The organism is Campylobacter sp. CFSAN093259, assembly GCF_012889985.1.
Classification (GTDB): domain Bacteria; phylum Campylobacterota; class Campylobacteria; order Campylobacterales; family Campylobacteraceae; genus Campylobacter_D; species Campylobacter_D jejuni.
In genome coordinates this window covers 1,341,904-1,355,604 of the sequence record NZ_CP040617.1, presented here as the reverse complement: position 1 = coordinate 1,355,604, position 13,701 = coordinate 1,341,904, and the positions used below count along the sequence as shown (strand labels likewise).

11 protein-coding genes are annotated in these 13,701 nt (G+C 29.7%); 3 read left to right on the top strand and 8 right to left on the bottom strand.

All coding sequences use genetic code 11. The features are described 5' to 3' along the window. Window positions 1–11: 11 nt before the first annotated feature. Window positions 12–1,673, top strand: a complete 1,662-nt coding sequence (locus FBF20_RS07025) for a 4Fe-4S dicluster domain-containing protein (protein WP_002857979.1) — start codon at window positions 12–14, stop codon at window positions 1,671–1,673. Here the strand turns inward: FBF20_RS07025 and FBF20_RS07020 are convergent. Together FBF20_RS07020 and FBF20_RS07015 are read right to left on the bottom strand one after the other, a co-directional pair. Then, a complete protein-coding gene (locus FBF20_RS07020; protein ID WP_002855690.1) occupies window positions 1,666–2,475 on the bottom strand; it encodes an alpha/beta hydrolase in 810 nt (269 codons plus the stop codon). The two genes, FBF20_RS07025 and FBF20_RS07020, sit on opposite strands and share 8 nt — an antisense overlap. Further along, on the bottom strand, window positions 2,472–3,767 hold the full coding sequence (locus FBF20_RS07015; protein WP_002857990.1) for an MFS transporter: 1,296 nt from the start codon (window positions 3,765–3,767) through the stop codon (window positions 2,472–2,474). The genes FBF20_RS07020 and FBF20_RS07015 overlap by 4 nt, the downstream gene beginning before the upstream one ends. Before the next feature lie 166 nt (window positions 3,768–3,933). Here FBF20_RS07015 and rdgB point away from each other — a divergent pair, with 166 nt between their 5' ends. After that, window positions 3,934–4,536 carry an RdgB/HAM1 family non-canonical purine NTP pyrophosphatase gene (gene rdgB, locus FBF20_RS07010; RefSeq protein WP_002853680.1) on the top strand — a complete coding sequence of 201 codons (603 nt, stop codon included), beginning with the start codon at window positions 3,934–3,936 and terminating at the stop codon, window positions 4,534–4,536. Window positions 4,537–4,566: 30 nt separating this feature from the next. On the opposite strand, the gene FBF20_RS07005 is transcribed toward rdgB, so the two are convergent. From FBF20_RS07005 to mqnE, 6 genes are read right to left on the bottom strand one after another with little or no spacing between them, the layout of a single operon-like run. Continuing rightward, window positions 4,567–7,038: an RND family transporter gene (locus FBF20_RS07005; protein ID WP_002858465.1), complete on the bottom strand. Its 2,472-nt coding sequence runs from the start codon at window positions 7,036–7,038 to the stop codon at window positions 4,567–4,569. After that, complete coding sequence (locus FBF20_RS07000; protein ID WP_002852394.1) at window positions 7,038–7,607, bottom strand: phospholipid-binding protein MlaC; 570 nt, start codon at window positions 7,605–7,607, stop codon at window positions 7,038–7,040. Before FBF20_RS07000 ends, FBF20_RS07005 begins: the two co-directional genes overlap by 1 nt. A gap of 9 nt (window positions 7,608–7,616) precedes the next feature. Then, on the bottom strand, window positions 7,617–8,315 hold the full coding sequence (locus FBF20_RS06995; RefSeq protein WP_002853724.1) for a VacJ family lipoprotein: 699 nt from the start codon (window positions 8,313–8,315) through the stop codon (window positions 7,617–7,619). A gap of 44 nt (window positions 8,316–8,359) precedes the next feature. Next, entirely contained in the window at window positions 8,360–8,803 is a 444-nt protein-coding gene (locus FBF20_RS06990) for a phosphoribosyltransferase family protein (protein WP_002852389.1), read from the bottom strand. A gap of 13 nt (window positions 8,804–8,816) precedes the next feature. Then, on the bottom strand, window positions 8,817–10,136 hold the full coding sequence (locus FBF20_RS06985) for an NCS2 family permease (RefSeq protein ID WP_002889957.1): 1,320 nt from the start codon (window positions 10,134–10,136) through the stop codon (window positions 8,817–8,819). A gap of 9 nt (window positions 10,137–10,145) precedes the next feature. Then, the gene (mqnE, locus tag FBF20_RS06980; RefSeq protein ID WP_002858079.1) at window positions 10,146–11,210 is read right to left on the bottom strand and encodes an aminofutalosine synthase MqnE; all 1,065 of its coding nucleotides are present in this window, start codon (window positions 11,208–11,210) and stop codon (window positions 10,146–10,148) included. Between the two features lie 142 nt (window positions 11,211–11,352). Here mqnE and FBF20_RS06975 point away from each other — a divergent pair, with 142 nt between their 5' ends. After that, complete coding sequence (locus tag FBF20_RS06975; protein WP_002898705.1) at window positions 11,353–13,701, top strand: hypothetical protein; 2,349 nt, start codon at window positions 11,353–11,355, stop codon at window positions 13,699–13,701.

The window sequence follows — 13,701 nt, the reverse complement described above, 5'->3', positions numbered from 1 at the left end:
TAAGGAAGACAATGCAAGATTTTGTTTATATAAAAAATGATGTTTTAATCCCTTTGCCTGATGCTATTGAAATTTTAGATCAGGCAAATGATAAAGAAGCATTAATTTGCAATGATAAAAATCAAAAAGCACAAATTTATGCCCCTGAGATTAATTTTTATCTTAAAAATTCTCAAGATGAAATTTTAGAGCAAAGTAAAAATGTTTTAACGCTTTATGAAGCAAGAGCTAGCGTTTATGATTTGGGGCTTGATTTAGAACAAAGCAAAGAAGTGCAAAATCGTTTGATTGTCGCAGATGGTGACGCTCAAACTGTAGAGTTTTTAAAAGAACATGAATTTAAGGTTATTGCTTTAAGCAGTGCAGAAATTTTAGCTGTTTTTGGAAGTGTAGGGGAGCTTTGTGCTGTGGTTAAAAATCAAGGCGAAGAAGTGGAAATAGATTTTGATTTTTTACTTTTTAAAGCTGAGGATTTAAGCGTTGTGCGTAAAGATTTTACAAGACAAAGTGGATGTTATAATCTTTTAAATTTTGAAAATCTTGAAGTATTGTTTGAGTTTTTGCAAAGCAAAAGTCCAAAATATCATTATAAAACTTATATTAGCTATAATGCTAGTGTGTGTCAATACCACGAAAGACGCAGTGAGCATTGTGCAAAATGTGCTGAAATTTGTCCTACTGTGGCGATTTTAAAAGATGATGAAAACAAACATTTGGAATTTTCTCAAGTGGATTGTTTGGGTTGTGGAGGATGTATTAGCGTGTGTCCTAGCGGATCGCTTGATTATGCTCCTATGCCAAGAGAAAGTTTCTTTACCCTTTGTGAGTTTTATAAAGATAAAAAAATTTTAATCATTCCTAAAAAAATGTCTTTAGAAAATTTAAATCTTGCTTTACCAAAAGATGTTTTACCCTTTATGATAGAGGGTGAAAAATGGCTTTCTTCTATGCATTTTTTAACGCTTTTGCAAAATAGTGGAGCAAATTTGGTTTTTTATACGGATTTTGTATCTCGTGGTAGCAACGAGGCTATTGTACTTTTAAATACTTTTTTTGAGAGAAAATTTCAAAAAAAAGCTATTTTTGTTGCTAAAGATGAAAAAGAATTGCAAAATGTTTTAAAAGAGCAAGAATTCATACAAGATTTAAAATATGATTTTCATAATAACACCTTAACTACAAGAGAAAATTTTGCCAAAAGAATGCAGGAAATGATAAAAAATGAAGATTTTGGCAGTATGGAAAGTGGCGAATGGTTGCGTTATGGTAAGGTAGAAATCAATCCTAACACCTGTACGCTTTGTCTTTCTTGTGTGGGTGCCTGTAATGTAGGAGCTTTAATCGCTGATAAACAAGAAAATGCTTTGAAATTTAATGCTTCTCTTTGTACGACTTGTGGGTATTGTGAGTTAAGTTGTGCTGAAAAAGATACTTTAAAATTATTTCGTAGTGGAATGGAGTTTAGAGCTTCTTATTTTGAATATCAAACCATGGCAAAAGATGAGCTTTTTGCCTGTATAGAATGTGGTAAAGAATTTGCGACCAAAAAAGCCGTAGAAAAAATAGCCAATTTAATGAAACCTAAATTTGGTAATGATGAGAATAAAATCAAAACACTTTATTGCTGTGCAGATTGCAAGGCAAAAGTGATGATAAAAGCAATGATTAATTAAGATCAAGAAGCTTTTTCATCCACAGCATAGCTTTAGATATGACACTTCCATGAGTTTCATTTTTAAAAAGTTTAAAATGAGTTTTACAATTAGTTTCTTTGGATATTTTTTCGCTAAGTTTTTGAGCATTGAGCTTAGCTACACCTTTGATAATACTTGAATTTGTTTCCAATGAACCTAATCCGATGTAAATTTTAGGGCAAGTTTGTAATTTTATGATATTAGGTAAAAACTCACTATTATCCCACCATAAAGAAGGTGAAATAATAAAATAATGACTAAAAATCTTACTATCATAAAGAAGTGTATCAATGGCAAAAAGTCCTCCAAAAGAATGTCCAAAGAGAATTTGATGGCTAAAATCAATAGGATACATTTTGTTGATATAAGGGATGAGTTGGGTTATTAAGAAATTTCTAAATTCTTTACTACCTCCACCTTGTTTATTTAAATTTGTTGTAGGCGTATAATCTTTAGTGCGTTTTTGTGTATCAAAAGCTAAATTATTATCATAACCTATTCCAATAATTAAAAGATTTTCTTTGACAGGAGTGTTGAAAAGATTTAAAAAAAGAGGAAAAAAGGCATTTCCATCGAGTAAATAAATGATTTTATATTTATAATTTGAGTTTTCATTCTTGTTTTTAGCTATAAAAATTTTATATATTGTGCCATTATAATTAAATTTGACATTTTCTAAAATAAAGTTTTGTTTTGCTTGTTTTGAGAGCTTGGGTATCTCTAGACTTGGTTTTGCAAAAGCTAGAAAAAAAGAACAGAATAAAAATAATATTTTTTTCATAATTTGCCTTCTAATTCTTCTTTACTTGTAAGTTTGCTATCAAATTTAACAACAAGATTTTTAGAGTTTTTATAAATATCTACAACCCCTAAATTTTCACCAAAAGTACTGAAATTTAAAGGCGTTTCTAAAGGTAGATAAAGGTTTTTAAAATCAGCTGGATTTTTTAAGAAAAATAATGCCACAAGCCAAATTAGAGCTAAAATTACTAAAATAATAGCTAAAAGATTTAAGGTATCTAGATGTAAAAATATCCCTCCGATAATACCACCTATAAAACTTCCACCATATCCAAAAGCATTAAATAACCCTAATGCTGCACCTTTTTCATGAACTTTACAAAATTTTGATGCACAACTTTGCATAATAGGTTCGTGTAAATTAAAACCTATAAAAAAAATCACAACTGCTATGATAAAAAAATCAATAGAATTACTAAAAGCAAAAAAAAGATAAGAAAGTATGAAAAAAACAATTCCTAAGAGTAAAATTTGTTTAGCTAAACCTTTTTTTTCGCCTAAACTTCCAGCAAAGCCCATAGCGATAAAACCTGCTACCATAGAAGCGCTATAAACAATCCAAAGTTTATCAGAAGCAAAGCCTAAATGTTTTACTAGAATAATAGGAATACTTAAAAATGCTATACTCATAAGCATTTTTTGCATGAAATTAGTAAGATTCATAAGGGCTAAATTTTTTTGTTTAATAAGATGAAAAAAAGGAGTTTTTTCATTTTCATGAGTGATTTTATTTTCTTTAGGTACAACGGTATAAAGTAAAATTATACATAAAAGAGACAAAGCCGCACTAAGATCAAAAAGGCTAGATAAACCCCATTTTGCACTCATTAAAGGAGAAATTACCATAGAAGCTGCAAAACTAAGTCCTATAAAAGAACCCATTACCGCCATGGCTTTACCACGATTTTCTTCTGTGATAAAATCACTTATCATTGCCGTAGCTACTGCTCCAATAGCTCCTGCACCTTGGAGCATTCTCCCTAAAAGCATGGTGTAAATATTTTCTGCAAAAGAGCAGATTAAAGAGCCTATTATAAAAATAATCAGTCCAATGAGCATGGTTTTTTTACGACCAATTTTATCACTTAAAATCCCAAAAGGCATTTGTAAAATCATTTGGGTTAAGGCGTAAACACCAACTAAAAGTCCCACTAAAAATTCATTAGCACCTTCAAGTTTTAAAGCATAAAGGCTTAAAACTGGCAAAACTATAAAAAGCCCAAAAAATCTTGTTCCAACTATGAAAGATAAGGGTAAGACATTATTTAGCATTATCAATTTCCTATTAAATTTGAAATTTAAATTAGGATAATTTTACTATGAAATGGATTAAGCATTGATTAACATCGTTTTACCATTTTGTATTTAAAAGCTACGCACAAGGATAAATTTTATAAAATCATATTTTTGTTTTTGATATTATTTTGGAGCTTTTGTTATGAAGATTATCCTAGCTACGAGCAATAAACATAAAGTTTTAGAACTTAAAGAAATTTTAAAAGATTTTGAAATTTATGCTTTTGATGAAGTTTTAATGCCTTTTGAGATTGAAGAAAATGGAAAAACTTTTAAAGAAAACGCCTTGATTAAAGCAAGAGCGGTTTTTAATGCTTTGGATGAAAAGCAAAAAAAAGATTTTATCGCTTTAAGTGATGATAGTGGCATTTGTGTAGATGTTTTAGAAGGAAATCCAGGAATTTATTCTGCTCGATTTAGCGGTAAGGGCGATGATAAAAGTAACCGTGATAAACTTGTCAATGAAATGATAAAAAAAGGTTTTAAACAAAGTAAGGCATATTATGTTGCTGCTATTGCTATGGTAGGTTTGATGGGGGAATTTAGTACGCATGGAACCATGCATGGAAAAGTAATAGATACAGAAAAAGGTGAAAATGGTTTTGGTTATGATAGCCTTTTTATTCCAAAGGGTTTTGATAAAACCTTAGCCCAGCTTAGCGTGGATGAGAAGAATAATATCTCTCATCGTTTTAAAGCTTTAGAGCTTGCAAAAATCATTTTAAAGATTTTAAATAAAGGATAAAAATGAAAAATTTTTTAAAATATATAGCTATTATTGTTTTAATATATGCTCTTTATGTTGGTTTGGAAACTTGGTTTTCTTAGAATAAATAGTGATTAAAAAGCTTGGTAATAAGAACAAACTTCCACTTAAAAGCAAAATCATTACAAAAACGGTTAAAATTCCAAAATAAATTGTTGGAATGAAATTACTACTCATCATAACACTAAAACCTAAAACTATGCTAATGGTAGTATAATAAAGTGCCGAACCTATACTAAGGTGAGAAATCATAATGGCTTCTTCTAGGCTTTTGTTTTTAATTTCTTCTCTAAAACGATAAATATAATGTATAGCATCATCAACGCCTATGCCTATAGCAATAGCAGCTATAGTAATACTCATCATATCCAAAGGAATACCTAAAAGCCCCATAAGAGCAAAAACCACACTTAAAGGAATAACATTTACCAATATAGCCGCAACTGAAAATTTTAAATCTCTAAAAACAATGATAAAAAGTATAAAAATAGCTAAAATTACAAATATAAGAGTATCAAATTGCGATGAAAAAAGACTTTGGAGCATATTATTATAAAGCACCATTATGCCTGTGATTTGAACTTCTACTCCATCATTTTTTACAAGCTCGTTGAGCTGTTTTTTAAGATCTATTAAAAACTCATTACGTCTTAAATTCGGATCAGAATCAACAATACGCATGCTAAATCTTAACTCGTTATTTTCTATACTTACAAAAGGTGAAAGCAAGTCTTGTTTAAATTTGGCAGGCAAATTTTCATTTAAAAACGCAAGGGCAAAATCATCCAACTCTTTTCCATCGTTAATATTTTTCCCTAGGGTTAAAAGACTATTAAGACTTAAAACCGAACCTACAAATTCTTTGTTTTCTAAAAATTCATGAACTTTTTTTGCAATGCGTGTTTTTTTAGAGTCAAACCAATAAGTTTCTTGTGTGGCTAAATTTTCAAATTCACTTTCAAAACTATCAAGAGTATCGCTTGCATTTTGATCGTTTTTATTATTTGGAAAACGAATGATCACTTCTAAAGGTAAGGTTCCACCTAGATTTTTATCAATAACCAAAAGTCCTTTTTTGATTTCACTACCATCTTTGAAATAATTGACAAAAGAATTTTCAACTCTGAGTTTTGAAATGCCTATTAAAGCTAAGATTATAGCAAGAACTGAAATTTCATAAATCATGCGACGCTTTTTAGGATCAAGAGCGGTTTTGGCGCAAAAGGCTAAAAGATTAAATTTAAACTCTTTTTTATGATAATTTTTTGGTTTTAAAAGAACTAAGATACTTGCTAAAAACAAATAACTAAAGATAAGAGCTAAACCTATACCTATACTCATCATAATGCCAAGTTTTATGATAGGTTCGATATTTGATAGGATTAAAGAAAAAAATCCTATCATCGTTGTAACAATGGCATAAAGGCTAGGATTTGCTTTCGCTAGTAAGGTTTCAAGCACTATGCGCTCAACTTTAGCTTTGGGATGATTTTGGGTGCTTTCGATAAAATGCGTGATCAAATGAACAACTACACTTAAGGTGATAATTAAAACCAAAGCAACGTAATTTGATGAAATAACCGTGATTTGAAAATTTAAAAGCGCAAAAACTCCACTAGCCGCACTTAAGCTTATAAAACAAATAAAAAGAGGTAAAAAAACAAAGCGCCATGAGCGGAAAAAATAATAAAGTGCAAGTCCTAGTAAAAATACAAGAGAAACACCATAAAGCACAAGATCAGATTTTATATAAGCTATCATATCATCAGCGATCATGCTTACGCCACCAAGGTAGAGCGTATCTTTATTTTTTTCATAATTTCGAACTATGCTTTTAATAGTATCTAGACTTTGTTTCGTGATAACTTTTTGCTTGTCTTGATGTTCTTTTATGGCAAGACGAATTTGATCTTTTTCTTTTTCATCGGTAGCAAGATCGCGTTTTTCTATAAGATTATTATAAACTGTATCAGGCTTTAAGTAAATAATAAGCCCTGTTACTTTTCCATCTTTTGAGATGATATTATTTTTATAAAAGGGACTATTTAAAATTTCATTTTGGGCTTTTGTGCGGTTTATATCTTGGCTTTCTATATTTGGGATATTTTTTAAAAGTTCTTTTAAATCCGTATTTTGCGAACTTTGAAGCAAAGGGGCATTGATGATACTAAAAACGCGTTCTACTAAAGGGGCTTTTTCTAATTCTTCATGAAGTTTTTTTAATTTGGCTAAATTTTCATTTGAAAAAGGTTTTTCATCATAGGGTTTGAAGGCTAAAAGTAAAAAATTATCACTTTTATAATGTTTTGAAATTTCTCTAAAAGTTTTTAAATCTGCATCATCTTCTAAAAGTAAACTTTCAGCACTTGCATCTACGCTAAGCTTAAAAGCAAAAAAGCTTAAAAACAGGCATATAAACAACGTTCCAAAAAAAGTACTTTTTGGACGAGAAATAAAAAACTTTAAAAGCTTTGCAAACATTATTCTATGACAATACTTTCAAGTTTTTGAAGTAGGGCATCAAAGCCTTGGTTGGCTAAAATATCTCCAAATTGTGATCTATAAGTTTGTACTATACTCACACCTAAAACATCTACATCATAAATAAGCCAGTTGTTATTATCATTGTAAAATTTGAAAATGATATTTTTTTCTTCCCCATCTACTACCATAGAAGTGGTTAAAAAATAGCGTTTTTCATTTTTTAACTCACCATTTTTGACCTTTAAAACCTGATCTTTATAAAGACTGAGTTTATCGGTAAAACTTTTTTTAAGACTTGTTTCAAAGGCTGTGGTAAATTTTTCTTGTTCTTTTGGGGTTAATTTAGAATAATTTTTCGAAAGACTGAGTTTCGCCATGAGTTTATAATCTATTATGCTATCAAAAAGTTTAAAAATTCCATTAGCAGCTTGTTTTTTGTCTTCTTTGTTATCTTGTAAAAGTTTTAAGCTTGCATCAATGTTTTTTTGCATAGTGCTAGAAATTTCATCTAGTTGTAAGGCAAAAGCATTAAAAAATAAAGTCAAGATTAAAAATATTTTTTTCATTAATTTCCTTTATTTGCTAAGTTCATTGCGTCTTTGCTCGTAAGCATCACGCAAGAATGGATATAAATTAGGCGTGTTGTGATAAATTTCATCAATTTCATCAAGCCTAAAACTAAGTTCATTACCAAATCCATAAGCACTTATAGCTATACTTGCCCAAGTAGGATCAATGTAAGCGGTAAAACTTGCATACCAAGTTGCAGGTAAAGTAAGAGTGTCTCTAAGATTGCTAGGACCAAGTATAGGTAAGACAATATGAAAACCGCTTCCTACACCCCAGTGAGCCAAAACGGTTCCTAAGTCCGCGGGATGTTTTTTAAGACCCATTTTTGATGCCACATCCATAAGTCCACCAAAACCCATGATGGTATTGGCGGTAAATCTTTTAAATTCTTCTCCAGCTTCTTCAAATTTAAACTGCAAAACATTGCTTACAAAACGCAAAGGAGCAAGTAAATTATCAAAGAAATTTCTTGCCCCTAATCTTATAAATTCAGGAGTGATAGCGTTATAGCCCTTAAGAACGGGACGCAAACCATAATCATACAAAGCCACATTAAAGCTTGTCATAGCTTTGTTATATCCTGAAAGTGGATCGTTTACTTGATAGTTTTGGTATTCTTGTTCAAAATCATCTAAATTTTGTTCTTTAGCAAAAGCAAAAATAGTAAAAAAAATTAAAATAAAAGATATAAATTTTATTCTCAAGCAAAAACTCCTAAAAATTTTAAAAGTAAAATTATAGCAAATTTTTAATCAAGATTTATATCCCAGTAAAAATCCACCCATTCAGTAGCTTCTTTTACTTTAAAATCAGGCTCTAAAAGAGCGGTTTTTTTGTAAAAAATGGTTGTAATTTTAAGTTCTATATGAGGAAATTTTTCAAGCAAAACTTTTTTTATTTCTGCTAAACTTTCTCCACTATCTACTATATCATCAATGAGTAGAATTTTTTTGTGCTTGCTTAAATCGGGAATGTTAAAAATTTCAATAGTATCAAGTTTTTTCGTATTATCGTAATGAATTGAGTTTAAAGCAAAAAGTTGACGCGTTTTTAAAGCCACTGCTAAAGAGTGTCCTAAACTCATCCCCCCTCTTGCTATAGCTAAAAGTGCATCAGGGTTAAAATCTTCTTTAATTTCTTTAGCAAGAATTTTTACATCTTCTTTAAATTCTTCATAGGAGTAAAATATCATTATATATCCTTATTTATTGTAGTGCCATAAGTAAAAAATTACCCAAAGATAATAAACTTAAAACTATAATGCCAAGATTGATTTTATCCCATTCGCGTTTAAAAATTCTTACAAGTAAATAAGAAAGAAAACCAAAAGCAAAACCTGTGGTGATGGAGTAAGTAAAAGGCATCATGATAATAGTAAAAAAGCTTGCTACAGCTATAGCACTATCTTTAAAATCTATATTTTTAACTTCCATAAACATTAAAATTCCAACCATTACAAGTACGGGGTATATTGCGTTTGCAGGAATGGCTTTAAAAAGTGGCAGTAAAAAAAGTGTAAAAGCAAAACAAATAGCTACAACTAAAGCTGTAAGCCCAGTTCTTCCTCCGCTTTCAACCCCTGTAGTGCTTTCAACAAAGGCTGTAACTGTAGAAGTGCCTGTCATAGCTCCTAAGGCTGATCCTGTTGCATCTGCCATTAAGGTTTTGCTTAGTTTTTTTTCTCCATTTTTGGGATCATCAAAAATCTTTCCTCTTTCACCCACACCTGTGATAGTTCCTATGCTATCAAAAAGTTGAGTGATAAAAAAAGTAAGAATTATAGGTATCATAGTAATATTTAAGGCGCTTTTGATATTAAGTTGTAAAAAGATGGCTCCTAAACCATTTTCCATGCTAAAATTTGGCCAAGAAAAGATTTGCACAGGAAAACTTGCATTGTCTAAATGGAAAATCCAAGCAATAATAGAGCTTGCTAATACCCCCAAAATAAAAGCTCCGCGAAGTTTTATAGCCCAAAAAAAGATGATTAAAGCTAGAGTGAAAATTCCAAAAAGCACATGAGGGCTTTTGAAATTTCCTATGCTGACTAAGGTATCTTTATTATGCATTATCACACCCATTTGACTTAAGCCTAAAAATGCAATAAAACAACCTATGCCCGCACAAATTGCAAGGCGTAAATCTTTTGGGATATTGCGGATTACCCAAAGGCGAAAATGCGTAAAAGAAAGTATGAGAAAAATAATACTTGAAATAAAAACAGCTCCTAAGGCGCTTTGCCAAGCTATGTTTTGACCTAAACAAACCGCAAAGGTAAAATAAGCATTTAAACCCATTCCTACACTCATAGCTACAGGAGTATTGGCAAAAAAAGCATTAAAAGCACTTGCAACTATGGTAATTAAAGCTGTTGCGGTGATTAAAGCTTCTATAGGCATTCCTGTATTTCCTACTATGCTAGAATTTACGGGGATAATGTAAACCATAGCTAAAAAAGTAGTAAGTCCTGCTATAACTTCGGTTTTAAAACTCGTATTGTTTTCTTTGAGTTTAAAAAAGCTCATTTTTTCTCCTTAGTAGGTTTTTAGCTCGTTGTATAAACTATCGCGTTCTACAGGAATAAGATTTGAAGTTTTTATCATATCGATAAAAGTTTTTAAACTTGTGCCTTTGGCGGACTTTGCACCACCTGCACTTTGTATACTTTCTTTTTCTATAGTGCCGTCTAAATCATTAGCTCCAAATTCTTGTGCTACCATGGCTAAATTTAAAGTCATTGTTGCCCAGTAAGCTTTGATATTTTTGATATTATCAAGCACTAAACGAGAAATGGCAATGGTTTTTAAAATTTCTTCACTATCCATGATTTTATCAGTTTGTATAAAGCTTTTATCCCTTTGCCAAACTAAAGGGATAAAAGCATTGAATCCACCGGTTTGATCTTGAAGATCACGCAGTCTTAACATATGATCGATCCTGTGATGTCTTTCTTCTATATGTCCAAAAAGCATGGTAGCATTACTTTGCTTGCTTTTTTCATGCCAAAGTTTATGAATTTTAAGCCAATTTTCACTGCTAACTTTTCCATGACAAATTTTCTTACGCACTTCTTCATCAAAAATTTCAGCTCCACCACCTGGCATGGAATCAACGCCGTATTCAAGCATTTTTTCTATCACTTCTTCATAACTCATTTTAAAACGACGATGTAAAAAATCAATTTCAGCAGCAGTCATAGCTTTTACATGAAGATTAGGATATTTTTCTTTTATCATTTTAAAAATTTCTAAATACCATTGCCAAGTTGTATCTTTGTTGTGAGCTGAAACGATATGCACTTCTTTGGTTTCTCGTTTTACGGTTTCATCGACGATTTTCATGATTTCTTCATGAGTCATCAAATAAGGATTAGGATTTTTTCGGTGCGCTGAAAAGGCGCAAAATTTACAGGTATCTGCACAGATATTAGTTGGGTTGATATGGCGATTGATATTAAAATAGACTTTTTTTCCATGAAGTTTAGTGCGTTTTTTGTGAGCGTATTTGCCTAAGGTAAAAAGATCTAGATCCCAAAGTGCATTGGCTTCTTCTTGGTTTAATCTTTCTTCATTTTCTAGTTTGGTGATTAAATTTTTCATTTTAATTTTACTCTTTTGCTGTTTTTAAATAAAGCATTATAATTTTTGCTTACTGAAAAAGAGTTTATAGAAAAAGCCAAAATAAAAGATATTTTTGTTAAGATTATTATTAAAATATTAAAATTTAAAGAGAGTAGAAATTTTGTTAAATAAAGAATTGGAAATTTTTAAAAAAAATCTTAGTTCCTATACCCAAAGTTGTAGAAAATTTTTTCTTAAGCAAGGGGCGTTTAGCTTATATCATTCTAAAAATATGGATAATTTCATAAAAAAAGCTTATGATATAGTTCTTAAAGATTATTTTGATGATTTTTCACCTCCAGGTGATAATATCCCTTTTTGTGTTTTAGCAAGCAAAGCATATGCAAATAATAGTCTTTGTTTTAATGAAAGTATTTCTTTGATTTTTGTTTATAAAGATATTAAGGCTTTTCATTTAAAACCTATGATTAAGGCTTTTATCGAAATTTTAAATGATGCGCATTTGCAAATTGACTCTGTTATCTTAGAATTTAACGGACTTTATAATGCTAGCAATGAGCTTAAGACTTCTATAATACAAACTCGTTTCATATGTGGTTCTAGGATTTTATTTAAAGGGATTAAGACAAAATTTGAGAGTATTTTAAAAGAAAATAAAAATGATTTTGCCAAGCTTTTGCTAGAAAATTTTAAAGAATTTGATATTCCATTTATAAAGCAGGAATTTAATATCTTAAAAGATTTTGGCGGATTAAATCATTTAAGATCCTTAGAGAGTTTGCTTGTTCTTTTTAAGACTTCTCCAAAAAATTATGCTTTAAATTTTATAGATGAAAAAAATTTAAGCGAGTTGCGTTTAGCTGGAGATTTTTTACTTTCTTTAAAATCAGCGATGAATTTATTAAGTGCTAAAGATGAGGATGAGTTTTTACTTATTAATGTTCATGATTTGAGTGAATTAATGTATAAAAAAGCTAAAAAACATTTTGGAGCAAATGAGTTGTTGGTTCAAAAGGCTTTACAAAGTATGCATACTATAGGTTTTTATACACACTTTTTAGCAAAGCAAATTCAAGATGGATTAAATCATACTCTTAAACAAGAATATAAATTTAAAACTCTTGTGGAAGTTTTAGAATACTTATTAAAACTTGAAGATAAACAGGTTATTTTCGATCTTCACTTGGTTTTTGCCCTAAGAAGATTGAAATACGGTAAAAAAGATATAGAAAAAGCTTTAATACTTTTTGAGAAAATTTTTTATAAAAGGCATAGTTTTTGTGTTTTAAAACTTTTGCTTGATAGTGGAATTTTAAAAGATTTATGCAAGCCTTTTTGGACAGTTCGTTTTTTAAGCGATGAAGAAGGAAATTATAGTTTTGATGAGCAAGTTTTTCTTATGTTAAGTGAATTTGAAAAATACGAAGATGAGCTTGAGACACTCCAAAAACTTAAAACCGATGAAAAAATGATTTTAAAGCTCGTAATACTTTTAAGTGCTATAGAAAGTGAAAATGAAATTTCTTTAGCAGGCATATATAGAGCGTATTGCTCCAAATTTGATTTAAAGAATGAAATTTTAGAATGGGGTCTTAAAATATTTAAAAACAATAATGCCTTAAAAGATCTTGTAGAAAAAGAAGATATATACAATCCTATTGTTGTAAGTAGTTTGGTTTCTAAGCTAGAAAATTTAGAAAATTTAGAGCTTTTATATACTTTAACTTGGCTAAAGGCTAAGGCTTTAAATTATAATGCTTTTTATTTTAGAGTTCTTGATAAACTTTTAGAAAATGCAAAACAAGGTTTTGAAGATGAAAATCTACTTGAAGAAAGTGCAAGAAGGGTAAAAAAAGAATTAACACTTAAAAGAAGTAAGATTTTTTTAGAGCAAGATGAAATTTTGCAGGATAAAATCATACATATCAAATCAAATCTTTTTATTATAAAAAATACTTTTGAAGATATTGTTATGATTTCTAAATTAGCCAAAGAAAATGATTTTAAATTTTGGTTTAGTAATGAAACAAATCTTAGTTTGCAAATTGTTGCACCACTTCATTTTAATATTGCCATTATTTTAAGTTCTTTAACAAATTTAAATCTTATTTTCATGAATTTTTTTGAACTTTTTGATGATAAAATTTATTTAAGGTTTGAATATGATAATATTATCAGTGATGAGCAAAAACTAAAACTTTGTGAGCTTTTAAATTCAAATCTTTCTGGTTTTAATTTGAAAAAAATTAAAAAGCCAATCATTAAAAAAGAGGAGTTAAAATTAGACTTAAACTATTCTAAAATGTATGCCAAATTAGGTCTTAATACTAAAGATCAGCAGGGTTTAATGGCGTATTTGATGAATGTTTTTAATGAACTTGAACTTGTTTTATGTGCAGCAAAAATTCAAACCATAAGACAAAGGACGCGTAATATTTTTATTTTTCAAAAGAATGAAAAATTAGAACATAGCGAGCAAAAGTTAGTTAATTTATTAATAAGTGAGTAA